The 25,818-nt window shown below is 41.8% G+C and carries 26 protein-coding genes; 1 reads left to right on the top strand and 25 read right to left on the bottom strand.

The window, feature by feature from the left end; genetic code table 11:
- The 18 genes from SK642_RS03485 to SK642_RS03410 form a co-directional block, all read right to left on the bottom strand.
- Positions 1–1,104, bottom strand: a complete 1,104-nt coding sequence (locus SK642_RS03485) for a glycosyltransferase (RefSeq protein WP_080708923.1) — start codon at positions 1,102–1,104, stop codon at positions 1–3.
- Positions 1,094–1,939 carry a LicD family protein gene (locus SK642_RS03480; RefSeq protein ID WP_080708922.1) on the bottom strand — a complete coding sequence of 282 codons (846 nt, stop codon included), beginning with the start codon at positions 1,937–1,939 and terminating at the stop codon, positions 1,094–1,096. The genes SK642_RS03485 and SK642_RS03480 overlap by 11 nt, the downstream gene beginning before the upstream one ends.
- A 231-nt stretch (positions 1,940–2,170) precedes the next feature.
- Entirely contained in the window at positions 2,171–3,466 is a 1,296-nt protein-coding gene (locus SK642_RS03475; protein ID WP_033683392.1) for an LCP family protein, read from the bottom strand.
- Complete coding sequence (pheA, locus tag SK642_RS03470; RefSeq protein WP_033683391.1) at positions 3,463–4,311, bottom strand: prephenate dehydratase; 849 nt, start codon at positions 4,309–4,311, stop codon at positions 3,463–3,465. The genes SK642_RS03475 and pheA overlap by 4 nt, the downstream gene beginning before the upstream one ends.
- On the bottom strand, positions 4,308–4,784 hold the full coding sequence (locus SK642_RS03465) for a shikimate kinase (protein ID WP_033683390.1): 477 nt from the start codon (positions 4,782–4,784) through the stop codon (positions 4,308–4,310). The genes pheA and SK642_RS03465 overlap by 4 nt, the downstream gene beginning before the upstream one ends.
- The gene (gene aroA, locus SK642_RS03460) at positions 4,777–6,060 is read right to left on the bottom strand and encodes a 3-phosphoshikimate 1-carboxyvinyltransferase (protein ID WP_033683389.1); all 1,284 of its coding nucleotides are present in this window, start codon (positions 6,058–6,060) and stop codon (positions 4,777–4,779) included. Before aroA ends, SK642_RS03465 begins: the two co-directional genes overlap by 8 nt.
- Positions 6,061–6,151: 91 nt before the next feature.
- On the bottom strand, positions 6,152–6,490 hold the full coding sequence (locus SK642_RS03455) for a YlbF/YmcA family competence regulator (RefSeq protein ID WP_033683388.1): 339 nt from the start codon (positions 6,488–6,490) through the stop codon (positions 6,152–6,154).
- 51 nt (positions 6,491–6,541) lie between these two features.
- Positions 6,542–6,829, bottom strand: a complete 288-nt coding sequence (locus SK642_RS03450; protein WP_033683387.1) for a hypothetical protein — start codon at positions 6,827–6,829, stop codon at positions 6,542–6,544.
- Between the two features lie 144 nt (positions 6,830–6,973).
- Positions 6,974–7,123 carry a hypothetical protein gene (locus tag SK642_RS10725; RefSeq protein WP_200872271.1) on the bottom strand — a complete coding sequence of 50 codons (150 nt, stop codon included), beginning with the start codon at positions 7,121–7,123 and terminating at the stop codon, positions 6,974–6,976.
- 10 nt (positions 7,124–7,133) lie between these two features.
- A complete protein-coding gene (locus SK642_RS03445) occupies positions 7,134–8,237 on the bottom strand; it encodes a prephenate dehydrogenase (protein ID WP_033683386.1) in 1,104 nt (367 codons plus the stop codon).
- 9 nt (positions 8,238–8,246) lie between these two features.
- Positions 8,247–9,413 (bottom strand): chorismate synthase, encoded by a 1,167-nt coding sequence (aroC, locus tag SK642_RS03440; protein ID WP_033683385.1) that lies wholly within the window; start codon positions 9,411–9,413, stop codon positions 8,247–8,249.
- 9 nt (positions 9,414–9,422) lie between these two features.
- Complete coding sequence (gene aroB, locus SK642_RS03435) at positions 9,423–10,490, bottom strand: 3-dehydroquinate synthase (protein WP_033683384.1); 1,068 nt, start codon at positions 10,488–10,490, stop codon at positions 9,423–9,425.
- An 18-nt stretch (positions 10,491–10,508) separates the two neighbouring features.
- Positions 10,509–11,363 carry a shikimate dehydrogenase gene (locus tag SK642_RS03430; protein ID WP_033683383.1) on the bottom strand — a complete coding sequence of 285 codons (855 nt, stop codon included), beginning with the start codon at positions 11,361–11,363 and terminating at the stop codon, positions 10,509–10,511.
- Positions 11,353–12,030, bottom strand: a complete 678-nt coding sequence (aroD, locus tag SK642_RS03425) for a type I 3-dehydroquinate dehydratase (RefSeq protein ID WP_033683382.1) — start codon at positions 12,028–12,030, stop codon at positions 11,353–11,355. Before aroD ends, SK642_RS03430 begins: the two co-directional genes overlap by 11 nt.
- Entirely contained in the window at positions 12,027–13,190 is a 1,164-nt protein-coding gene (locus tag SK642_RS03420; RefSeq protein ID WP_033683665.1) for a class I SAM-dependent rRNA methyltransferase, read from the bottom strand. Before SK642_RS03420 ends, aroD begins: the two co-directional genes overlap by 4 nt.
- Positions 13,191–13,533: 343 nt before the next feature.
- Positions 13,534–13,794 carry a hypothetical protein gene (locus SK642_RS11135; protein WP_080708920.1) on the bottom strand — a complete coding sequence of 87 codons (261 nt, stop codon included), beginning with the start codon at positions 13,792–13,794 and terminating at the stop codon, positions 13,534–13,536.
- Positions 13,795–13,866: 72 nt separating this feature from the next.
- Positions 13,867–15,504 carry a hypothetical protein gene (locus SK642_RS03415; RefSeq protein ID WP_033683381.1) on the bottom strand — a complete coding sequence of 546 codons (1,638 nt, stop codon included), beginning with the start codon at positions 15,502–15,504 and terminating at the stop codon, positions 13,867–13,869.
- Positions 15,485–16,234, bottom strand: coding sequence for an ABC transporter ATP-binding protein (locus SK642_RS03410; protein ID WP_033683380.1), 750 nt, complete (start codon positions 16,232–16,234; stop codon positions 15,485–15,487). The genes SK642_RS03415 and SK642_RS03410 overlap by 20 nt, the downstream gene beginning before the upstream one ends.
- Positions 16,235–16,410: 176 nt before the next feature.
- Between SK642_RS03410 and SK642_RS03405 the strand changes: the two genes are divergently transcribed.
- Positions 16,411–17,865 (top strand): alpha-amylase, encoded by a 1,455-nt coding sequence (locus SK642_RS03405; protein ID WP_033683379.1) that lies wholly within the window; start codon positions 16,411–16,413, stop codon positions 17,863–17,865.
- A 232-nt stretch (positions 17,866–18,097) separates the two neighbouring features.
- Here the strand turns inward: SK642_RS03405 and alaS are convergent, their stop codons facing one another.
- The 7 genes from alaS to SK642_RS03370 all read right to left on the bottom strand — a co-directional run bounded on the left by alaS (position 18,098) and on the right by SK642_RS03370 (position 25,678).
- On the bottom strand, positions 18,098–20,716 hold the full coding sequence (gene alaS / locus SK642_RS03400) for an alanine--tRNA ligase (protein ID WP_033683378.1): 2,619 nt from the start codon (positions 20,714–20,716) through the stop codon (positions 18,098–18,100).
- Between the two features lie 21 nt (positions 20,717–20,737).
- A complete protein-coding gene (locus SK642_RS03395; protein WP_033683377.1) occupies positions 20,738–21,223 on the bottom strand; it encodes an LURP-one-related/scramblase family protein in 486 nt (161 codons plus the stop codon).
- Positions 21,224–21,496: 273 nt separating this feature from the next.
- Entirely contained in the window at positions 21,497–21,748 is a 252-nt protein-coding gene (locus SK642_RS10720; protein WP_033683376.1) for a hypothetical protein, read from the bottom strand.
- Positions 21,749–21,896: 148 nt separating this feature from the next.
- Positions 21,897–22,967, bottom strand: coding sequence for an ABC transporter substrate-binding protein (locus tag SK642_RS03385; protein WP_033683375.1), 1,071 nt, complete (start codon positions 22,965–22,967; stop codon positions 21,897–21,899).
- Complete coding sequence (locus SK642_RS03380) at positions 22,964–23,737, bottom strand: ABC transporter permease (RefSeq protein ID WP_033683374.1); 774 nt, start codon at positions 23,735–23,737, stop codon at positions 22,964–22,966. Before SK642_RS03380 ends, SK642_RS03385 begins: the two co-directional genes overlap by 4 nt.
- On the bottom strand, positions 23,734–24,540 hold the full coding sequence (locus SK642_RS03375; RefSeq protein ID WP_004258194.1) for an ABC transporter permease: 807 nt from the start codon (positions 24,538–24,540) through the stop codon (positions 23,734–23,736). The genes SK642_RS03380 and SK642_RS03375 overlap by 4 nt, the downstream gene beginning before the upstream one ends.
- The gene (locus tag SK642_RS03370) at positions 24,521–25,678 is read right to left on the bottom strand and encodes an ABC transporter ATP-binding protein (RefSeq protein ID WP_000742900.1); all 1,158 of its coding nucleotides are present in this window, start codon (positions 25,676–25,678) and stop codon (positions 24,521–24,523) included. Before SK642_RS03370 ends, SK642_RS03375 begins: the two co-directional genes overlap by 20 nt.
- Positions 25,679–25,818 lie beyond the last annotated feature (140 nt).

Here is a 25,818-nt window from a genome sequence, read left to right as displayed (position 1 = left end):
CTACTCCTCTAATAGTTTTTCTACTTGTTCGATTTGTTTGGCAATTGTAAATTGTTGAATGAATTGGCTAGCCTCATTGACATCGAAGTTTGAGGCAGAAGTCATGTAGTTCGTAATTGCCTGAGTTGCCTCTTGATTACTCTCAATGATTTGTCCAAATCGACCTTCTTGGGATAATTCCTCAGCACCTCCAACATCCGTAGAGACAAAAGGAAGTCCCAGACTCAAGGCTTCCACATACACTCCAGGAAAACCTTCTTGCTTAGACATAGACAAGAGAACTTTCGTCTGAGATAAATACTGATAAGGATTTTTTTGATAACCAAGGAAATGAACATAGTCCTCAAGTTCATACTCTTTGACCCGTTTTTTCAAGTCCTCTTCCATATCACCTGTACCTATGAAGTAAAGGTGGTAGTTTTTTCCTTCTTGGTGTAATAGTCGTATCACTTCCACCACACGGTCAGAACCCTTATTTCCCTCAATCCGTCCAATAGTACAGATACTTTGAGGCGCAATCTCGATATCGATCTTCTCTTGAGATTTTTCTAGAATGGTCTTAAAATCATAACCATTGTAAACCGTCTGTAATTTTGAAGCATAATCTGGATAGACTTCCTTGATAGAATGACTGGTCTTTTTAGAAATTCCTACAATAGTATCAGCAACGTCCAACTGGCGTCTATGTGATTCCCTTTTGGAGCTATCCTTAAGAAATTCTTCTATACTTCCATGAATCCAAGATATCTTCTTGACTTCTTTTCTTCTAGAGAACAAAAGTGGTGGATTCATAATAGTAAAGGAAACTTCTACATCATAGTCATCTTTCACAAGCAAACGCCGAGTCAATCTTGGAAAATAAATTCTTATTCTCCACAAAAGAGCTCGGAGCCATCTGGCTTGACGATAATCCTGAAAGGATTTTAAAATTCGTACATGTTTAGGAACAAATTCATATCCCTTGTCAAAGTGTTCCATTTCAAGAATATCAATATCATACTTTTCTGGATCCAGATTAGAAACAATGGTAGATAGAATCTTCTCTGCTCCGCCTCCGAGAGAAAAAGACCACATAAAGAATAAGATTTTTTTCTTAGCCACCATATTCTCCCTTGTATTCTGTATAAGACTTATCCATATCAGCGATGACAGCATCATGATGCGGTACCTGTTTATCTGCTGGCGGAGGAGTCATATAATCCCCAAAAGCAGTGCTGAGATAAGCATCATAACCAACTGGAATAGGCATCTCTGTTTCTTCAAATGGCAAGAAAAGGTTATCTTCAAAAGATGCGATTGGGTACTTGTTTCTCATATAACCAGGACCTGAGCATAATTCTGTAATGCCATCGCTCTCAGCCAAACCATATTTGGTCATTTCTTGTTCAGCTTTTTTCCAAATGCGATAACGGAGAGATTTTGGAGTCACTCCCAGTAAAATACGGCTTCCCCATTTCATAAGTGCACCATGCTTTTCTGGAATAGTTTGGGCACAAAAAAGTGAATAAATCAGTGCCCAGCGAACCTGTTTCTTCCGCTCAGCTGGATTTTTTGGATAATAATCCAAAGGCAAGACATCCAAGGCTAATCCATGTGGCAAATCCAAATCCTGCTGATAAGGTTTGATACAGGTGGTTTCCTTGTCACGAATGGTAATAAAAAGATTACGGTCGACAAAATCCTTGTTACTCTTTGATAAGAAATAACGCTCCTCTGCATAACGAGGCCATAATTCTGCTAATTTCTCATAATCTTTACGAGGCATAAAAAAGTCTAGGTCGTCGTCCCAAGGAATAAAGCCCTTGTTTCGAAGGGCACCAATAGCACCTCCACCACAGAGATAACAGAGCAAATCATGTTCTTTACAAAAGGCCACAAAATATTCAGCCATCTCCAGACTACGAGCCTGAATTGCTTTTAAATCAGTCATATTGTTCATTATTCTTTCTATCGTATCGTTTCATTATACCACAAATAAGGGCTAAAAAGCTATTTCAGACTGTAAAAAAATCAAAGCCTGACTGCTAGATAAATAGCTATCAAACTTTGATTCTTCTGTCTTATACCCTTCGAAAATCTCTTCAAACCACGTCAGCTTCACCTTGCCGTACTCAAGTACAGCCTGCGGCTAGCTTCCTGGTTTGCACTTTGATTTTCATTGAGTGTTATCTTATCTCATTCCCATCTGGGCCAGCTTGGTTTGATATTTATTTTGGTCGATCTGGAGAGCTATACCACCATAGACATCATAGGCATCCACCCAATCGCCTAGTTCTGGAACTGTTAATCTTTCAATGCCGTTTTGCGCCCCTCCTAGGAAGGACAAACCATTGGTCAAAAGAAAACTATAAGGAACGTTCGTAGAGGTCATCCCAAAGACCTTACCAAGCGCTTCTGATCCAGTAAAAAGTTTGGTTGGATCCTTAAGTTGCTGCAAAACAGCTGTCAACACTTGCTGTTGTCTCTTGGTACGACCATAATCTCCTTCATCGTCATCACGGAAGCGAGCATAATTGAGCAAGGTTGAACCATTCATCTGCTGTTTCCCGACTTTAATAGTCTGAGTTGGAGACTCTGTTTCCGTAGCATGTAAGTCATCTCCCACCGTAGCTTCTGTTAGTGGACGCCCATTCAATGTTGAAAACTGAGCATCAATTGTCACCCCATCAGGGAATAAAGTGTCAATAGCAGTTGCAAAGGCCTGAAAATCAACCAAAGCGTAGTACTTAATGTCCAAGTCAAAATTATCTTTCAAGACTTGACGAACCATCTCTGCCCCTTTTTGCCCCTCTTGTTCTCCTAACTCATAGGCTACGTTTAACTTGTTATCCCTCTGTTTTCTACCATTAATGACTTGACTGTAACCGTCTATATAAACCAAATTATCACGCATGAAGCTGACCAGCTTGATTTTCTTATCTGATCCACCGACGTTTAGGACCATAATCGAGTCCGTTCTCGTTTCAGCACTATTTTGACCAATCCGTCCATCCGTTCCCATAATCAAAATATTAACTCCATCCTTGGTATCTTGACCATGAAAAACCTCTACTTGAGCCGCCTTTGCATTGGTAGGTTTGTTTGGTTCAGCATTTGAATATCCTTTTAGGAACATGAAAATCATGCCAAAACCTGCACAGGCTAGAAGAGCAAGCACTCCAGCAAAAATACGACCCCACCGTAGCTTCCGCTTTTTAGTCTTTTTCTTTGGAAGAGAATTGATCTTCTGGTATCGCTCAGAACGGCTACGACTATTATAAGAAGGAATTGAAGCGTTAGCACTTGTCTTTCTATAATCCTCGGTCAATTCTTGACTTTCTGAGGTAGCATCACTACTTGCCCTACTTAATTTGTCTTGCAGGTAAGCAAACTCTTTTTTCTCTCGCTCATTTAGGTAATGAATGTTCTTAAAAAGATAGTCATAACGTAACTGCTCGTGATGGCTTAAGGGATTTTCTTTACTCATCTTCTCTCCTTTCCATGCTCTGATATTGGATAAATAGGATAGGCACCCAGAACTTTATACTGGATTCCAATGGCTTCTAATTCTTTTTGGGCAAAGTGGACCAAGTCCTTATCGACATAATCCACATCGATAATGAAAAAGTATTCGCCCAGTGCTGTCTTAAGTGGACGACTTTCAATTTTTGTCAGGTCAATTCCTCTCCAAGCAAAGGTTGAAAGGGCTTTATAGAGAGCACCAGGAAGGTTGTCAGGTAAGGTCAGGGCCAAACTCATTTTTTCAGTTTGTACTTGCAAGGGAATGGCTGCACCTTCAGCTCCCAGAACCCAAAAACGTGTGAAATTGGCTTCCATTTCCTGAATATCCTCGGCAATCAGTTCCAAGCCATATTCTTCGGCAGAACTTCTAGGTGCAATGGCTGCATAAGGCTGGTCTGGATGTTCGGAAATAAAGCGGGCCGCATAAGCTGTACTAGCAGTCACCTCAATTTTGGCCTCTGGATACTCTTCATTGATGAATTTCTTTCCTTGCGCCAAAGCCTGTGGGTGTGAAAAAATCTTTTCAATCTTAGTGTGACCTGGAACCACCATCAACTGCTGGTGAATGGGCTGAACGATTTCTGCTACTGCTTGGATGCGAGCTTGATGAAAAAGGTAGTCCAAGGTTTCATGAACACTACCCTCGATAGAATTTTCAACTGGCACCACAGAATAATCCACCAAGCCTTGTTCATAGGCCTTGATGACATCTGTAATGTTGGCAAAGGCCTGCAATTCCTCATGAGGAAAAGCTGTCTGCACAACGTGGTGTGAAAATGATCCCTTGGGACCTAGATAAGCAATTTTCATCTTAGTTCCTCTATAATTTCCTCTGGGCTTAGCTTGGTCACATCCAAAACCCGACTGGCTACTTCCTCATACCAGTACTGTCTTTCTTGAAAAATAGCTGCTAGTTTCTCCTTACTATTATTGAGAAAAAGCGGTCGCAAATTGTCCTTATCAGCTGATATGCGTTGGTAGAGGGTTTCAAAGTCTGCTTTCAGGTATATATTCTCAGGATTCGTCTTTAGTAAGTCACGATTACGTTCAGAAATGACTACACCTCCACCAGTTGACACAACTTGATTTGTTTCTAGTAACTCAGCTAGGACTTCTGACTCCACCTGACGAAAGGCCTCTTCTCCCTTTTCAGCGAAAAAATCCGCAATAGACATACCTAAGCGCTTCTCAATCAGAGCATCCATATCAAGGTAATTTGGATCCAAGCCTCTTGCAATAGTCGATTTGCCAGCCCCCATAAATCCTAGTAGTACCTTAGCCATGAATCAATCTCTCCAAATCATCAAAGAAGCTAGGATAGCTGGTATTGATGGCTTCTGCACGGTCAAGCTCCACTTCTCCATCTGCAACCAAGAGAGCCGCGATAGCTGTCATCATACCGATACGGTGGTCTCCAAAAGTATTGACCCTAGCACCGTGAAGGGCTGATTCCCCTTTGATAATCATCCCATCTGCTGTAGGGGTGATATCTGCTCCCATACTATTTAAGGCGTCTGCTACCACCTGAATGCGATCTGTTTCCTTGACCTTAAGTTCTTCTGCATCCTTAATAACCGTTACACCTTGGGCTTGAGTAGCAAGCAGGGTAATAATGGGCAATTCATCAATCAAACGTGGAATCAAAGCGCCACCAATCTCTGTTCCTTTGAGGTCTGAAGACTCAACAGTTAAGGTAGCAGATTTAGCGACTGGATCGATTTCAGTTATTTCCAATTTTCCACCCATGGCGCGAATAACATCAATAATACCAGTACGCGTTTCGTTGATGCCCACATTCTGCAGCACTACATGAGAATTTGGAACAATCAAACCTGCAACCAACCAAAAGGCTGCACTGGAAATATCTCCTGGCACGACCACCTTTTGTCCTGTCAATTTTTGTGGCCCTTGGACTGTGATTTTCTTGCCGTCCACACTTAAATGACCACCAAATTGTTGTAACATATCTTCAGTATGGTTACGAGTGCATTCTTTTTCGATAATTACGGACTCTCCCTGAGCCTGCAAGGCCGCTAACATCAAGGCTGACTTGACTTGAGCAGAAGCTATTGGCAACTCATAATGAATAGGTCTTAGGGTTTTCGTCCCTTTTAAACGCAAAGGAGGCAGGTCTCGCTCAGTTTGCCCTGAAATGCTGACGCCCATTTTTTTCAGAGGAATCGTCACACGGTCCATAGGACGTTTGGAAAGACTATCGTCTCCGAACATTTCTACTTCGAAATCTGCACCTGCAAGGACACCTGAAATTAAACGAATAGATGTCCCAGAATTCCCCATATCCAGGGCTTTCTGAGGTGTTTTCAATCCATCCATCCCAACACCTTGAATAGTAACGACACCGTCCTTATCCTCAATCTCTACGCCGAGGTCACGAAATACCTGCATGGTTGACAAGACATCTTCACCACGCAAGATATCATAAACCTTGGTCTCACCCTCAGCCAAACTTCCAAAAATAATGGAACGATGGCTAATAGACTTATCACCTGGAACTCGGATACTGCCGTGTAAGTGGCGAATGTTTGTTTTTAGTTTCATACTGGACCTCATACTTGCAATACTTTTACTTATTTTATCATAAAAAGCCAGAAATTCCTTAAAAATTCCTGACTTTATGATAGTTATTTTCTTATTTTAGCAATTCTGAAACTGGTTCGAAAACAATTTTTTCAATGTCAGAAAGGTAAATTGCCAATTGTTGTTGCTTAGTAAAGAATTCTGACAAGAGGCTGTTCCCCTGAATCTGCTTGCCAAAGCCTTCCATTTTCGCTTGGAAGGAAGCGTCTGGCATTTGACCTGTCTGTGCTAGTTTTTGAATTTCCTCTTGGAAAGCAACATATTCTGTAAAGATTTTGCTTGCCTCAGAATCTGCTGCAATCGCATCTTTAGCTGCTTTAACAGCCTTGTATTCTGGTAATTCGCGTAGACCGCGACTGAGTTCGTTTGCACTATCGTAAATATTTGACATGATTTTCTCCTTATTCATTTTTTAAAATTAATAGTCACTCTGTGATCTTTATTATTGTGCAATTACTTTTATATAACCTCTTGAATGTCCATTGCTTAATTCCTTATCTGGTACAAGTTCTATTTTTAAAGAACCCAATTTAGAATCTGTTAAAGTCTCATTTGATACAAGATTATCAAAATAGTTATTTATCTCATCATCAGATAAGGATGATTCAATCGATTTGACAATATCATGAAATACTTCTTTCATTCCCGCAACACCAGATTCACTATTTTCATTTGTCTGATTTATTGTTACATTGATTTTATCAGTATCATTTGCATGTAAAAATTCCAAGTAGTATCCGTAGCTTGATGCGAAATATTTTATGTTTATATTTCCTTTTTTGATATTTTCTAATGGGCTATTAAAATGTTGATTATAGCTATTGATAAACTCATTAATAATTCTATCGTCTACATACTTTGAATTGGTTTTCTCTTAACTTATTTCCTTGTTGGATCGTTCATTTTTTGTCTCAACGCTTGCTTCTGAAGTAGTTTTCACATCTTTTTTAACAACGTAAGCTCTAAGTAAGATAAAAGAAATAAAGATAACACCAAATATGAATCTAGGCTCTATTTTAGGCATGATTTTCTCCTTATTTGATGACGACTGTGTAGTCGGTATTTTCTGTTATGAGGTGCTCGGCTCGTTCTAAATCTTGAGCATTTTTAAATGAAATTTGTAGAATCCCATGAATATCCTCACGGTTTTCCTCGTTGATGTGGATGTTAACCAAGGAAGTTCCACGTAGTAGTTCCAAGATTCGTAAGATGACATCTTCTTCATCGGGAACATCGACATAGAGGTCGTAAGAACTATCCACACCGCCACGCTTATGGATTTCCATGGCCTGACGTTGCTCACGTGCTTGATTGAAAAAGTTCCAAATCTGCTCCTCATCTCCCTTGCTGATAGCCTGACCGACCTCATCCAAACGCTCCTTGAAATCCGCAATTCGATCCAGAATAGTTTCACGATTGGACAAGAGAATGGAAGTCCACATACCTGGTTCGCTTTCCGCAATTCGAGTCATATCTCGAAAACCACCTGCCGCAAAGCACCTTGCCATCTCATGTTCTTGAGCATAAACCGCGGTCTGCTCCATAAGACTAGAAGCCAGAATATGTGGAAAATGGCTAATCTGAGAAGTCACGCGATCATGCTCCTTGGCATCAATCTCGATAAAACGAGCATGAAGACCTGAAAGTAGAGCCTTCATTTCCTCAAGCGTGTCAGTACTTGTCAGCCTCGAAGGTGTAAAGATATAATAGGCATTTTCAAAGAGATTGACATCTGCAGAAGCAGCCCCTGTCTTGTGACTACCAGCCATGGGATGAGCCCCGACAAAGCGAATAGATTTGCCAGCCAAATACTGCTCCGCCGCATCTACGATGGATGACTTGGTTGAGCCTGCATCCGAGATAATCACTCCTTCTTTCAAGTCTAAGTGACCCAACTCCTTAATGAAAGCAATGGTTTGTTTGATTGGCAAACTGAGAATGATGATATCTGCTAAAGGAGCAAAGCTAGCAAAATCATCTGTTGCACGGTCAATCATGCCTTCTTTCAAGGCGATATCTCTCGAAGCTTGACTGCGATTATAACCTAAAATTTCATAGTCTGGATGATCACGTTTGATACCAAGTGCCATAGAGGCACCAATCAAACCAAGACCTGCGATATAGATTGTTTTTGCCATAGGAACTCCTTAATAGTTCTTTGCATAGTCTCGGTGTTTAGCTACCGCTTCTTTTAATTCCTCAAGATTGTCTGATGAGAATTTTTCAAGAATTTCTTGTGCTAGAACCGTTGCCACAACAGCTTCCATGACCACACCGGCAGCTGGAAGAGCGGTCGGATCACTTCTTTCAACAGTTGCCTTGTAAGGTTCGTGGGTTTCGATATCCACACTCATAAGAGGTTTATAAAGAGTAGGAATGGGTTTCATGACGCCACGAACAACGATGGGTTGCCCATTAGTCATACCACCTTCAAAGCCACCCAGATTATTGGTGCGACGAGTATAGCCATCTTCTTTAGACCAGAGAATTTCGTCCATGACTTGGCTGCCCTTACGGTAACCAGCTTCAAAGCCAAGACCAAATTCCACTCCTTTAAAGGCATTGATAGAGACAACTGCTTGGGCCAATCGCGCATCCAATTTTCTGTCCCATTGGACATAGGAACCAAGGCCAACTGGAACACCTCCAACGACTGTCTCGACAACTCCACCGATGGTATCACCGTCACGTTTGATTTGGTCAATATAGTCCTTGATTTCCTGTTCTCGTTCTTGGTTGACAATAGAAACTTCAGACTGGGCAGCTCGTTCCTTAATCTCAGCCACTGTCAGATCTTCAGGTACATCGATTTCCTTGCCACCAAAGACCACGACATGGTTGGCGATTTCTATATCCAGTTCAGCTAAGAGGCGTTTGGCTACAGCCCCGACTGCCACTCGCATGGTAGTTTCACGAGCTGATGAACGTTCCAAAGAATTTCGCAAATCATCAAAACGGTACTTGATGCCCCCAACCAAATCGGCATGACCTGGACGAGGATGGGTGATTTTTCGTTTGCTTTTAAAGCGGTCTTCAATGTCCTCCGCAGACATGATATCCAGCCATTTCTGGTGGTCCTTATTGATGACATCCATGGTAATAGGAGCCCCTGTCGTCTTCCCGTGGCGAACGCCTGAGGTAAAGACAACCTGGTCACTCTCAATCTTCATACGACCGCCACGACCGTAGCCACCCTGACGGCGTTTAAGGTCTCCATTAATATCCTCAGCTGTCAAAGGAAGTCCAGCTGGAATTCCTTCAATGATAGCCGTCAGACGGGGGCCGTGTGATTCTCCTGCAGTTAAATATCTCATACGTTCTCCTTATTTTACCAAGTAGTCTTTCATCTCTTCCAGAGAAACTGGGTGAATGGTTGCCGAACCGAGCTCTGACACCAAGACCAATTTCAAGGTGTTGCCACGCGCTTTCTTGTCATGAGTAAGAGCTTGATAAAGCTTATCAACATCCCAGTTTTCATAGTCAACAGGTAGTCCAAATTTCTGACACATCTCTGTGATAGATTGGGTAATGCCAGCTGGCATGAGTCCCTTTTCCTCAGCAACCTTGGAAATCTGAACCATTCCCATAGCTACAGCCTCGCCATGCATGACTTTTCCATAACCTGCAGTCGCTTCAATGGCATGGCCAATAGTATGACCAAAATTGAGGAAAAGGCGAACACCATTATCCAACTCATCCTCAACTACCATCTTGCGCTTAACCTGACAAGAATGTTCAATCAAGGTCTCTGCATGCTCCAAAATGCTCTCTACAGAACCATCCAGCTCCGTCAAGAGAGCCCACAGTTCTGGATCCTCAATCAAGCCGTACTTGATGACCTCACCCATCCCTTCAATCAGTTCTCTTTTACCAAGTGTTTCAAGGACAAGCGGATCGATCAGAACCCCGTCTGGTTGGGCAAAAGTTCCCACCATATTCTTAGCAAATGGAGTATTGACGCCTGTCTTTCCGCCGATAGAAGAATCCACCTGGGCTGTCAAGCTGGTCGGAATCTGAACAAAGTGAATGCCCCGCATATAGGTAGAAGCCACAAAACCAGCTAGGTCTCCAACGACACCACCACCAAGAGCCACGATTCCATCGCTACGAGTTAGACCTTGCTTGACTAGAAATTCATAAACTTTCTGAACAGTGGTTAAATTCTTTCTTTCTTCGCCTTCTAAAAAGTCAAAAACTGCTACCTGAAAACCAGCATCTTCTAGGCTGAGCTTGACCTTCTCTGCATAAAGAGAAGCTACATGGTTGTCTGTTACAATGACCACTTTTTGCGGTTGCCAGAGTTCTCGCAACCATTGACCAGCCTGAGCCAGACAACCTTTTTCAATCTGAATATCATAAGGATGATGAGGAATATCGATTCTGATTTTCATAGGAGAATCTCCCTTTCTTTATTGGTATTTTTCTGTTAAGGACTGCCAAATTTCTTCTGTCGGCATTTCCTTGCCTGTCCACAGTTGAAAGGCTTCAGCAGCTTGATAGAGCAACATCCCCAGACCGTTTACAGCTGGACTGCCCTGACTTCTGGCCCATTTCAAAAATGGCGTTTCAAAAGGCTTGTAAATGATATCAGCTACTAAGAGAGTTTCTGATAGGACAATATTTTCAGGGACTGGAGATGATTGACCATCCATCCCTACACTTGTCGCATTGACCAGTAAATCCGACTCAGCAATCCTTTCCTGCAAGACAGAAACATCTTCTAAAGCATACAAGTCCACTTTAAAGCCTGTCTGCTCCTGTAACTTGTCTAGGTAAGGTCTTGTTTTTTCCATAGAAACTGAACGAACACAGACCGAAATCTGACTGACGCCGTCCAAAATAGCCTGGGCAAGAATGGACTTGGCCGCACCACCTGCACCCAGCAGGGTCATCTTCTTATCTGTAATTGTAAAAGAAGGCAAGCTCTTAAAAAATCCCTTGCCATCTGTATTATATCCAATTAAATTGCCATTCTCATTGACAACCGTATTGACCGCACCGATCAAGCGCGCTTCGTCACTCAGCTCATCCAAATATGGAATCACTTGCTCCTTATAGGGCATGGACAGGTTAATGCCAAACATCTGGTAGCGACGAATATTGGCCACTGTCTCTGCCAAATCAGCCGCTTCAATCTCCCAAGCCACATAAGCACCGTTGGTAGCTGTCACCTCAAAGGCACTATTGTGAATGAAGGGAGAGATAGAATGCTTAATAGGGTTGGCAACAACTGCAGCTAAACGTGTATAGCCATCAAGCTTCATCCAAAATCTCCCTGATTTTTTTCATGTTAGCTAGGGAAATCTGACCAGGAGCACTAGCCTCATCCAGACTAGCAAAGGACCAGCTAGAACCAGTCACATCCGCAGTGATACGAGACACCTTGCCCACCTTGCCCATAGAAATAGTCACATATTCCTGTTCAGGATTGAGGGTTTTAAAGCCTCGTGTATAGTTCATCAAATCTAAGACATCCTGCTCCGTGTGAGCCATCACCGCAACCTTGACAAGTTTTGGATTTAGGCTCGTCAACTCTGACAAGATTTCCATCATATTTTCAGGCGTTTCTTGGAAATTGTGATAACTCAAAACGAGATTTGGGAAGTCCAACATTTCCTCAAAGACATTCTTGTAGCTGTAATACTCAAAATCAATATAATCTGGTTGATAGAGTTGCGCCACTTCCTTGATTAGATGGATATATTCTTCTGAAGAAAGTTCGATTTCTCCCCCTTCAGTGCGAGTTCGCAGCGTGAAAACCAATTCACGACCTGCAAATTTTTCAAAAATAGCTGGAGCTACCTGCAAAATCGCTTCTTTAGGCAGATAGTCGGCACGCCATTCAATGATGTCGGCATCCAGGTACCTCGTGGCATCCAGAGCCTGGGCCTCCTCTAAACTTCTTGGCATTACTGAAACGATTAATTTCATTTACTAACCTTCATACTAATCACCTTGAGGTAATTACTACTTTCATCTTTTTTATTATAGGCAAAATCTGCTGGAAGACCGTATTTATTTAAAATCTGGTAACTTCTTCCTGCAAAGCCTTTATCAATTTGTTCTATAAATTTTTGGCGGGAAACATTGGCAGCATTGGTACTGGCAATGATGATTCCTCCCGGATTTAAAATCTCCAGACTCTGGGAAATCAACTTGTGATAATCCTTGGCCACAGAGAAAGTTTGTTTTTTGTTCCGAGCAAAGCTAGGCGGATCTAGGACAATCATATCGTAGGTCAAGCCTTTTCGTTTGGCATATTTGAAATACTCAAAGACGTCCATGACCACAAAACGGTGGTTGTCTGTGCTGAGCCCATTTGCCTGAAAATGCGCTTGAGACAATTCTCGTGAACGTTTAGCTAGGTCCACAGAAGTTGTCTGGCTTGCTCCTCCCATGGCCGCAGCTACTGAAAAAGCTGCTGTATAGGAAAACATATTGAGCAAGGATTTACCCGTAGCCAAGCCATCAACCAGACTACCACGAACTTCATGCTGATCTAGGAAAATCCCTGTCATCAAGCCATCATTCATAAAGACTTGATACAGAACCCCATTTTCCAAAACAGTGAAAAAGTCAGGTGTTTCTTGACCATAAACATGAGCAGATTCATAATCCAATCCCTTAAAGCGAATCTTCTCATAAGCCCCTAACACTTCAGGGAAAACCTGTCTAAAGGCTTCTGAGATGGTCTGACGAATCTGATAAACATAAGAGTTATACCAAGAAAAGACGGCATAATCGCCATACAGGTCCACTGTTAGACCGCCAAAGCCATCTCCCTCTTGGTTGAAGAGACGAAAGGCAGTTGTCAAATCATCTTGATAATAGGATTTTCTCTTTTCTTTAGCTTGTCTAAACAGCGTTTCAAAGAAAGCTTGATTGAAGGCTACCTTGTTTTTACTAACAAACCAGCCAAAGCCCTTGTTTTGCTGAGATAGGTAGGCAGTCCCAAGAAAGGTTCCTTCCTGACTCTGCACTTCTACTTCCTGATCCTTGAGATTGACATTCTCAAGATCACTGGCTTCTAGTAAAACCAGACCTTTGGCAAGCTTTTTTTCAACCCTTTTGCTGACTCTTATTCTATTCATAACTACCATTATATCAAATTTTTAGACAATTCTCAAAAAAGAAACAACCCTTGCTTTTTTACTCTCGTTTTAAAAAATAGTATACTATACTAATAAAAAGTTAGAAAGTAAATGTGTGAGAATCAAAATAAAAGATGCTCTTCCATCTTGGAGGAGCATTTCTTTTTATCAACAAAAATCAAAGAGCAAACTAGGAAACTATCCTCAGGTTAACTGTGAGATTATAGGTAGAGAGGCTGTATCAGCACTATGTGTCTGTCAAATTTGGTGACGAAGATAGATGAGAAGATAAATCAGCTTCAGCAGATATCTAGAAAATTTGATTTTATAGAGAAGCTTTTTGTTACAAACTCAATATACTATCAATAAATAATATTATAGAAGCAACAATAATTATCATTTCACCTATCTGAATAATTCTATTTCGAACTCTAAATATATTTTCTATTGAAAACACTTGGATTACACACATTATAGGAATTAACGTTTTTGAAATTGAAAAATATCCAAATAAATAAACTATAAACAACAATAATAGAACTATATTGTATTTCTTATTCAAAACCTTCCTCCCTATATATTTTTGATTACCAATCTTAATAATTTATAACTACATTATAACAAACTTTGAAAGTGTTTTGTCAAATGAAATTTATCAAGCAAGCGACCAACTAACTCATCTTTTTTCTATTTCTGCTAATATATGTGACAGATAGTAATGATAGCTAAAAATAGCAAGACCAAGCAGAAGGATAAGAGCTCCTACTCCCAAGCTGATGGCAAGGACAGGGGAGAGAGACTTAACTAAGAATAAGCTCCCTATTACAAGGACCATTAGGATTGCACTATATATAAACAATAAAACTATTGCTACTATACGATTTGAACGGTTCACCAGATCCGTAATGTTACTCCAATTGGTTGACAGATTTTTCACGTCCTTAAAATAATGATGGCAAGAAAGGATGACACTAGCAAGGAACCATGCCACAAGAAGGTAGATCATCGAAAGAATGGGCAATCCTAAATAAAGGGAAAGACCAAGTAAAGTCAAGATAGGTAAGAGGGACTGAACTGCAAATATAATCCAAAATTTCACTTTCACATAACGAGCAAAATCAAAAGGCAAACTCTTAAGAAAATCAACATTTTCCCTCTCCAAGGACAAGGCAATTGAAGGTAGGCTGGTGATATTGTTATTGACAACTGCTATAAAGAGAGCTATAAAAAACAAGGGTAACCAGTATGGAGGATGAATATCTGGAACTATCTGAGAATCTCGGATGTTGGAAATCAGACCGATCATCATGAGATAAGGAAGGAAAGCACTTGTAAAAAGCACTGTAATCACGCCAGTTCCCTGTCCCAAGAGGGTGAGGTGGTAGCGTAAAACCATACGGAAAAAGCCCTTTTTATTAGTAGTTGAAATTCTCTCCTTATTGCGACGTTCTTTTTTGACCTTCTCCTCACTATTAAGCAGGATCACATCATAAAAACGAGGAAGGACCTTCTTTTTGGTCAGATAAAGCAAGAAGAGAGTTAGTCCTATCCAAGCGAGCAGACCCAGGATGGCTTCTTTCGAAAAAGGCTCCACTGCTATTTTGTAAAAAATATGAAGAGGATAGAGGAGAAATGGAATGTCTCTAACTTTGTCAACAATACTTCCAAAAGTCGACTGAAGAAAGAGGACAAATATTAAAGGTATGAGAACTCCTATCCCAATCATCACATTCGAAAAAATAGACTGATACTTTCTAAAAAGCGCAGTTTGAGCCAAGAAATGCACTGCCACTACCATCACTAAAGCCAAAGAGACAAATAATAAGGCCAAGGACAGCAGCATCAAAGGCAAGCCCAGCCAAAGAGAAGGTGCTAGCCTAATGTAGAGGACTAGAAAATAAGCTAGGATTGGTACAATTCCAGGCAGAGCTGGTAAGAGGACAGACAGTCCTTTAGCGATTATAATCTCTGATTCTTTAAAGGCATAGGGCCTATACGATGCCAAGTCCTTACTCTCATAAAAGACATTGTAAAAGGCAGTGAAAGAAGTTGAAAAGGCAAGCACCAGTAAAATAGCAACCATGCTACTAAAAAAACTTGGCCTTTCCTCAAAAGGAAAACGAAAGGCTATATTTATAAACATGATGAGCATCAAGAGACTGGAAAAAATGTAAGAACTTAGGACTCTAGCGGAAACATTTACTTTTTTCCCAGGATTCTTAGCCTGCTTCTTTCGTAGGTTAGCCAGATTAGCTTCCTTAGATGAATAGAGGATATTGATATCAACTAATTTTTTAATGACCTTGAGACGCATCTGAAACCTCCTCTTTTCTACCAGCAAGGCTAAGGTAGATACTTTCCAAAGACTGGTCTGGGTGGTCTTTTCTCAAGTCCTCTACGCTACCACAATAAATCAAATGCCCCTTTTTCAAAATGGCAATCCGATCACAGACTTGCTCGGCCACCTCTAGAACATGGGTTGAAAACAAGACCGTCTTACCTTTTTGTGCATGTTCCTTCATCATCTGTTTCAAATCAAAGGCAGCCTGGGGATCCAAACCAGTCAAGGGTTCGTCCAAGACCCAAATATCGGGATCGGACAAGAGTGCTCCGATGACAAAGACTTTCTGACGCATTCCGTGAGAAAGGGTTTCAATGACCTGATAGCGATTTTCAGCAAAATCAAAAACGTTCAATAGCCTAGCTAGACTAGCCTCCAAGTCAGAACTGCTCAGATCATAAGAGGAGGCGATTAATTCCCAAAATTCATTAGCCGTTAAGCGTAAAAATAAGTCAGGCGAGTCTGCTACGTAGCCAATCTTTCGTTTAATAGCCAAGCGATTTTCCGATAAATCCTGACCATCTACTAAAATACGACCACTGCTGGGAGAAATGATACTAACTAAGGATTTTATAGTGGTTGATTTTCCAGCCCCATTATGGCCAATCAAGCCCATAATCTCCCCATTTTCAATCTGCAAATCGAGATTGCTCAAGGCCTCTTTATCACCATACAACTTACTAACATTTTGAAATTCAATCATGAGAAATCTCCTCTCTTTATCTGTTTTATATACCATTATACTAGCACTTTGATACAAAAAAATCAACACTTTATCTTAAATCGTTAAAATAGTTTTTTCTTTTTACGCAAACGTTTGCTCTGAGAGATACTTTATGATAGAATAAAGAACAAGATTGACAAGTAAAAGGAAACATCATGCAAAATCAAACACTCATGCAATACTTTGAATGGTATCTGCCCCACGACGGTCAGCACTGGACACGTCTGGCTGAAGATGCTCCACACCTAGCTGATCTCGGTATCAGTCATGTCTGGATGCCACCAGCTTTTAAGGCAACAAATGAAAAAGATGTAGGTTATGGGGTCTATGATCTATTTGACCTTGGTGAGTTCAACCAGAAAGGGACTGTCCGCACCAAGTATGGTTTCAAAGAAGACTATCTTCAAGCCATTCAAGCCCTAAAAGCGCAGGAAATTCAGCCTATGGCCGATGTAGTTCTCAACCACAAGGCTGCGGCCGATCACATGGAAGCCTTTCAGGTTATCGAAGTGGATCCTGTAGACCGTACAGTTGAACTTGGGGAACCCTTCACCATCAATGGCTGGACTAGCTTTACCTTCGATGGTCGCCAAGATACCTACAATGACTTCCACTGGCACTGGTACCACTTCACCGGTACAGACTATGATGCCAAACGTCGCAAGTCTGGCATTTATCTCATCCAAGGGGACAACAAGGGTTGGGCAAATGAGGAATTGGTCGATAACGAAAATGGTAACTACGACTACCTCATGTATGCCGACCTAGACTTTAAACATCCTGAAGTCATCCAAAATATCTATGACTGGGCTGACTGGTTCATGAAAACGACTGGTGTAGCTGGTTTCCGCTTGGATGCCGTTAAGCACATCGACTCTTTCTTTATGCGCAATTTCATCCGTGATATGAAGGAAAAATACGGTGAGGATTTCTATGTTTTTGGTGAATTTTGGAACCCAGACAAGGAAGCTAACCTAGACTATCTTGAAAAAACAGAAGAACGCTTTGACCTTGTCGATGTTCGTCTCCACCAGAATCTCTTTGAAGCCAGTCAAGCTGGAGCAAACTACGACCTTCGTAACATTTTCACAGATAGCTTGGTTGAACTCAAGCCTGACAAGGCTGTAACCTTTGTCGACAACCACGATACCCAACGAGGACAAGCCCTTGAATCGACTGTTGAAGAATGGTTCAAACCAGCAGCCTATGCCCTCATTTTATTACGACAAAATGGGCTTCCATGTGTCTTTTACGGAGACTACTATGGGATTTCTGGCAAATACGCCCAAGAAGATTTCAAAGAAGTCCTTGACCGTCTCCTAGCCATCCGAAAAGATTTGACCTATGGAGAACAAACAGACTACTTTGATGATGCTAACTGTGTCGGTTGGGTACGTTCAGGTACTGAAAATCAATCCCCAATCGCAGTCTTAATCTCAAATGACCAAGAAAACAGCAAGTCAATGTTTGTCGGCCAAGAATGGGCTAACCAAACCTTTGTAGACTTACTTGGCAACCACCAAGGCCAAGTTACAATTAATGAAGAAGGTTATGGACAATTCCCAGTCTCAGAAAGATCTGTAAGTGTTTGGGCAGCCAATACAATCTAATACTCTTCGAAAATCTCTTCAAACCGCGTCAACGTCGCCTTGCATTTTATATGTGACTGACTTCGTCAGTCTTATCTACAACCTCAAAGCTGTGCTTTGAGCAACCTGCTTTCCTAGTTTGCTCTTTGATTTTCATTGAGTATAATAGCCAATGATAATTAAGCCAGATCCAATCGGATTTGGCTTTTTAAGTATGAAAAAGACCTACCCAAATGGATAGATCTTTACTTGATTACAATTTACCTGCTACCGCATCCAAGAGTTCTTGGATTTTAGCTTGGTTACTTCCTCCTGCCATGGCCATGTCTGGTTTACCACCACCACGTCCATCGACGATTGGTGCTAATTCTTTGACAAGGTTTCCTGCATGAAGGTCTTTTGTCTTGCTTGCTACAAGGACATTGACTTTGTCACCAATAGCGGCAACTAGGACGAGCAAGTCCGAGTAGTCTTTTTGTTTCCAGTTGTCCGCAAAGGTACGAAGGGCACCTGCATCTGATACAGACACTTGACTAGCAATGTAACGGTGACCGTTGACTTCCTTAACATCCTTGAAGATGTCGCCTGCAGCTGCAGCTGCGGCTTTTTCTTTCAACTCAGCATTTTCTTTTTGAAGTTGACGAAGTTGTTCTTGAAGTCCTTCTACTTTATGGGGTACTTCCTTGACTTGAGGGGTTTTCAAGGTTGCTGCGACAGCTTTAAGAGCGTCTTCTTGTTCACGGTAGGCTTCAAAGGCTTCCTTACCAGTCACTGCCAAGATACGGCGAGTTCCTGATCCTATACCTTCTTCTTTGACAATCTTGAAGAGGCCAATCTCAGAAGTGTTGCCAACGTGGGTACCACCACAAAGCTCGATAGAGTAGTCACCAATAGTAACAACACGGACTTCTTTTCCGTATTTTTCACCAAAGAGGGCCATAGCTCCCATTTCCTTAGCAGTGTCAATATCCGTTTCAACTGTCTTAACTTCAAGAGCTTCCCAGATTTTCTCATTGACTTGCTGTTCAATGGCACGCAATTCTTCTGCAGTTACTGCTTGGAAATGAGTAAAGTCAAAGCGAAGGAATTCAACTTCGTTAAGAGATCCTGCTTGTGTTGCGTGATTTCCAAGGATATTGTGAAGGGCAGCGTGAAGCAAGTGAGTCGCAGTGTGGTTTTTCATGACACGGTGACGACGATTTGTATCGATTGCCAGCGTATATTCTTGGTTCAAGGCAAGCGGTGCAAGGACTTCAACAGTGTGAAGAGCTTGTCCGTTTGGTGCTTTTTGAACATTTGTCACAGTAGCCACAACCTTACCTGACTCATCCAAGATTTGTCCGTGATCAGCTACCTGTCCACCCATTTCAGCGTAGAATGGCGTTTCCGCAAAGATAAGAGAGGCAGTTCCTTCAGATACAGCTTCTACTTCTGCATTGTCAGCCACGATAGCCACCAATTTAGAAGACAATTGGCTAGCATTGTAGTTGAAGACACTTTCTACAGTGATGTTTTGAAGGGTTTCATTTTGCATACCCATTGAACCACCCTTGACAGCTGACGCACGCGCGCGTTCTTGCTGTTCTTTCATGGCTGCTTCAAAACCTTCACGGTCGACAGTCATACCAGCCTCTTCAGCGATTTCTTCTGTCAATTCAACTGGGAATCCATAAGTATCATAAAGTTTGAAGACATCTGAACCAGCAATGACAGATTGACCTTTTTCTTTCAAGTCTGCTACTATGCCTTGGGCAAAGTGTTGACCTGAGTGAAGAGTACGGGCAAATGACTCTTCCTCGCTCTTAACGATTTTTTCGATAAAGTCACGTTTTTCAAGCACTTCTGGGTAGTAGCTTTCCATGATTTTTCCAACAGTTGGAACGAGTTTGTAAAGGAAAGGTTCGTTGATGCCCAATTTTTGACCGTGCATAGAGGCACGACGGAGAAGACGACGAAGGACGTAACCACGACCCTCATTTCCCGGAAGGGCACCATCACCGATGGCAAATGAAAGAGAACGGATGTGGTCAGCGATGACCTTGAAGCTCATGTTGTCGCCATCTTGGTCATAGACCTTACCAGACAATTTCTCCACTTCACGAATGATCGGCATGAAGAGGTCTGTTTCAAAGTTTGTCTTAGCACCTTGAATAACCGCCACCAAACGCTCCAAACCAGCGCCCGTATCAATGTTCTTGTGTGGCAATTCCTTGTACTCGCTACGAGGAACAGCAGGGTCAGCGTTAAATTGTGACAATACAATGTTCCAGATTTCGATATAACGATCGTTTTCGATATCTTCTGCGAGCAGGCGAATGCCGATATTTTCTGGGTCAAATGCTTCTCCACGGTCAAAGAAAATCTCTGTATCTGGTCCAGAAGGTCCAGCACCGATTTCCCAGAAGTTATCTTCGATCGGAATCAAGTGACTTGGGTCCACTCCCACTTCAATCCAGCGGTTGTAAGAATCTTTATCCTCTGGATAGTAGGTCATGTACAGTTTCTCAGCTGGGAAATCAAACCATTCAGGGCTTGTCAAAAGCTCATAAGCCCAAGTGATAGCTTCGTCACGGAAGTAATCCCCGATAGAGAAGTTCCCCAACATTTCAAACATGGTATGGTGACGCGCAGTCTTCCCTACGTTTTCGATATCGTTTGTACGGATAGCCTTTTGGGCATTTGTAATACGTGGATTTTCAGGAATAATAGTCCCGTCAAAGTATTTCTTAAGGGTTGCTACCCCAGAATTAATCCACAAAAGAGTTGGGTCATTTACAGGAACCAAACTTACTGATGGTTCTACTGAGTGACCTTTGGTCGCCCAGAAATCAAGCCACATTTGGCGGACTTGTGCACTAGATAATTGTTTCATATTGTCTCCTTATTTTCTTCTTTAATGTGATTGGCTTTCCAGCATTTCCACATAGTCAATAGCGACACAGAGGGAAATAACTAGGTCTGCATAAGTGTCCTCAAGGACTGTTACGTTATAGGTAGAGGTCAGATGGAAGAGTTCCTTCTTAATTTCTGCAATCAACTGATCGCGATCATCCAGCAATTTGAAATCCAAATCCCAGATATTGCCCTCGATACGAAGCCCCAGATTATCAAACTCATACTTATCTTGCCAGAAGGTCAACTTCTTACGAATGACAAAATTTGAACCGTCCCGTAGCTGAATCTCGAAACGAGGTAGCAAGGTCAAGATTTCTTTACTGATCTCACTGACCTGTTCACCATTAGCATCATAGATGGTAAAGGTTTTGGGAATCTTAAAAAATGATCCCTCTACCTGATAGGCGATTTCTCCCCTGTCATCCTTGATAGCGAAACGTTCGCCTCCAAGACGAAACTTTTGTTTGACAAGAAATGTTTTCATCAACACCTCCAAAAACCAAAAGACAAGCTCATATCACGAAGGGCGAAAAACCGCGGTACCACCTTCATTCAATGAACTTGTCATTCTCTTATTCTTATGCAATTGTATGATTGAGTAGCATGACTTCCTAGCTTAGATGGCTCGCAGCACCGCCATTTCTCTGGACTAAGACAACTGAAAATCAATTCTCAACTTTCTTATTATATCGTTTTTTTAATCTTGCGTCAACTAGAAATGATCCCCATTTAAATAACCCATTCCCTACATCTCTTCTTACTTTTTCAGGATATATTTTTTCTTACTGCTATCACTCTTTTTATCCCAACTTTTATCCCACATTTTCGAATTGCTAAAAATAGCTACGAAAATATTCCAAAATATAAAGTTTCCTATCACCAAATATATGGAATCAGTTGTTAGGTATTGTCGATCCAAACCATCCTTTAGATAAAATAGTATATATGTTTGGTTAACAATCATTAATGTTGGCCAATAACTTTTTTTGAAAAAAGTAGACATTTTCATTATTTGTTACCGCTTTCTGTAAGGTTAGGCTTAATATACTACTAGGCAAGAAAATAAGCAACTAGAATAGAAAAAGATATGGCTATAAAAGCTGACTTCTATTAAAAAACGAACCAGCTCTAACTGATTCGTTTCTTACGTCTATCTCCTACTTCCGATACATTTTAAACTGTAGGAAGAGGTCGCTATATTTGCCTGTCCATTTATGGTCAAATTTCTCATAAACTTCTAGGTGTTTCATGGTTTCAGCATCAGGATAGAAGGCCTTGTCTTCTTTCTTCTCCTCTGGGAGCATTTCCTTGGCTGGTAGGTTTGGAGTTGAATAACCGATATACTCTGCATTTTTGAGAGCATTTTCGGGTTTCAACATAAAGTTGATAAAGGCATAGGCTGCGTCTTGGTTTTTGACTGTTTTGGGAATGACCATATTGTCAAACCAAAGGTTGCTGGCCTCTATCGGTACCACATATCGTAGATTTTCATTTTTTTCTAGCATTTGGCTGGCTTCACCAGAGAAGGTCACGCCGATAGCAGCGTTATTCTGAATCATGTAGCCCTTCATCTCATCCGCCACAATAGCCTTGATATTGGGAGTCAGCTTGTAGAGCTTATCCACTGTCTCTTCCAACTGCTGGGTATCCTTGGAGTTAAGGCTATATCCGAGGGAATTGAGTCCGAGTCCCAGTACCTCACGCGCTCCATCAAAGAGCATAATAGAGTTCTTATACTCTGGTTTCCAGAGGTCGTCCCAATGCTCAGGTGCCTCATCTACCATGGTTTCATTATAGACAATTCCCAAGGTTCCCCAGAAGTAAGGGATGGAGAATTTATTGCCTGGGTCAAAGGACTGGTTGAGAAACTCTGGTCCGATATTTTCAAGACCTTCAAGTTTTGAATAATCAAGCGGTACCAAGAGGTCTTCGTCCTTCATCTTGTTGATCATGTACTCACTTGGGATGGCAATGTCGTAGGTCGTTCCACCCTGCTTGATCTTAGTATACATGGCTTCGTTGGAGTCAAAGGTCTCATACTGGACTTGGATTCCTGTTTCTTCTGTGAATTGCTCCAAAAGTTCTGGATCGATATAGTCTCCCCAGTTGTAGATAACCAGTTTTTGACTATCTCGGCTATTGATTTTACTATCTAGATGAGTCGCAATTCCCCACAAGACTAGGATAATCGCTGCTATTCCTGCTAAAAATGAATAGAGTTTTTTCATGATTGCTCCTCCTTCTCACGTGAGATAAAGTAATATCCAACCACTAGGATAATACTAAAGAGAAAGACAAGGGCAGACAGGGCATTGATTTCTAGGGAAATCCCCTTACGAGCACGAGAATAAATCTCGACGGACAAGATTGAAAAGCCATTTCCCGTTACAAAGAAGGTCACGGCAAAGTCATCCAGCGAATAGGTGAAGGCCATGAAATAACCTGCAATGATAGACGGAGTCAGATAAGGAAGCATGATTTCCTTAAACATCTGAAATTGACTGGCACCAAGGTCATAGGCTGCATGAATCATGTCGCCGTTCATTTCCTTGAGACGAGGCAAGACCATCAAGACAACAATAGGAATGGAGAAGGCCACGTGACTAGAGAGAACGGTCAAAAAGCCAAGTGAAAACTTGAGTTGGGTAAAGAGAATCAAGAAGCTAGCACCAATCATAACGTCAGGCGCAACCATGAGGATATTATTGAGTGATAGAAAAGCTTCTTGGTATTTCTTACGAGACTGGTAGATGTAAATAGCACCAAAAGTCCCGATAATGGTCGCAATCAAGGCTGACAGAAAGGCCAAGAAAAAGGTCTGAGTCACAATCAACATGAGACGACCATCACCAAACATGGTTTTAAAATGGCTCAAGCTAAAGCCTGTAAAGCTGTTCATGTCGTTGCCTGCGTTAAAGGCGTAGCCAATCAAGTAAAAAATCGGCAGGTAGAGGACAAGAAAGACCAGTCCCAGATATAGATTGGCAAATTTTTTCATCGTTCTCTCCTTTCCTTGGTCACCCACATGGTGATGAACATGGTCAGAATGAGAATCACACCGATGGTTGAACCCATACCGTAGTTGTCATTGGTCAGGAAGTTCTGTTCAATGGCTGTACCTAGTGTGATAACGCGGTTTCCACCGATCAAACGGGTCAGCATGAAGAGGCTCAGACTGGGGATAAAGACGGATTGAACCCCACTTCGCACACCATTCATCGATAGAGGGAAGATGACATGGCGGAAGGTTTCCCACTTGGTCGCACCGAGGTCGTAGCTAGCATTGATGAGGTTATTATCCATATCGTCCAAAACATTGAAAATCGGCAAAATCATAAAGGGAAGCTCGATGTAGCTTGCGACAAAGATAAAGGAGAAATCGGTAAAGAGCAACTGCTGCGAACCGATTCCGATAAATTCCAAGAATTGGTTAATAGAGCCATTTTGACCAAAAATCCCGATAAAGGCATAGGCTTTGAGGAGCAGGTTAATCCAGGTTGGCAGGATAATCAGCATAAGCCAGAGTTGACGGTGCTTGAGGCGGGTCAAAAAGAGAGCTGTCGGATAGCTGATAAGGAGGGTTACAAAGGTCACAATCCCTGCATAAAGCACTGAGTTGAAACTCATCTTTAGGTAGGTCAAGTTTTGTGACGCAAAGTAGGATTTATAGTTTTCTATACTGAACTGGCCTTCAATGTTGAAAAAGGATTGACCGAAAATCAAGACCAAGGGTGCCAACACAAAGAGGGCAATCCAGAGCATATAAGGCACTACAAAGAGTTTAGAGCTTGTTTTCTTCATCTCTTTCCTCCTCGATTGCATTGATCAGACCTGCTTCTTGCTCTTCGATTTCCACGTATTCTTCGATACGAGCATCGAACTCTTCTTCGGTTTCGTTGAGGCGCATGATATGGATGTCTTCTGGTTCAAAGTCCAGACCGATTTCCTCACCAACAATAGCCTTACGGGTTGAGTGGATCATCCATTCATTTCCAAGTTCGTCATAGGCGATAATCTCGTAGTGAACCCCACGGAAGAGCTGGGTATCAACCTTAACTTGGAGCTTGCCTTCTTCAGGAAGAGTAATGCGCAAGTCCTCTGGACGAATCACGACTTCGACTGGCTCATTTGGTTTCATCCCACCATCAACTGCTTCAAAGCGTTTGCCATTAAACTCAACCAAGTAGTCCTCAATCATGGTTCCTGGCAAGATATTTGACTCACCGATAAAGGTGGCAACAAAGTGGTTGATTGGCTCATCATAGATGTCCACAGGCGTTCCAGACTGGACAATCTCGCCATCATTCATAACGAAAATCCAGTCACTCATGGCAAGGGCTTCTTCCTGATCGTGAGTAACAAAGACAAAGGTAATGCCCAATCGTTGTTGCAGTTCACGCAGTTCGTACTGCATGTCTGTTCGTAATTTTAAGTCCAGCGCTGACAGAGGCTCGTCCAACAAGACCACACGGGGTTGGTTGATGATGGCACGGGCAATGGCCACACGCTGACGTTGTCCCCCAGAAAGTTTACGGATGGAACGTTTTTCATAACCTTCCAACTGAACCATCTTGAGAACTTCCGCTACGCGTTGCTCGATTTCTTTCTTGTCAATTTTACGCAAGCGGAGTGGAAAGGCAACATTTTCAAACACATTCATATGTGGAAACAAGGCATAGGATTGGAAGACCGTATGGACGTCTCGCTTGTTGGTTGGGATGTCATTGATGCGGACTCCGTCCAGTAAAATATCTCCTGTCGTCGCATCCAGTAAACCTGCAATGATGTTCAGGATAGTTGATTTCCCTGATCCAGATGCGCCTAAAAGGGTATAGAATTTCCCCTCTTCCAACTCAAAGTTGATGTCTTTGAGAACCTTGGTGTTGCTGTCTTCAAAAACTTTAGAGACGTTTTTGAATTCAATAATTGGTTTTTTCAATTGTCATTTATTCCTTCTTTTTCATAGATTAACAGATTAGGCTCTGTCAGGCCGCTACTACCTCGTGTAGGAGATGGAACTGCCTACATATTTCTGCACTAACGATAGGCTTTCATCCCCTTTCCATGATATAGCAGCAG

The sequence above is a fragment of the Streptococcus mitis genome, assembly GCF_000722705.1.
Lineage (GTDB): Bacteria > Bacillota > Bacilli > Lactobacillales > Streptococcaceae > Streptococcus > Streptococcus mitis_P.
Note: the sequence above shows the minus strand (reverse complement) of the source record. Positions and strands in the feature narration are given on the sequence as shown.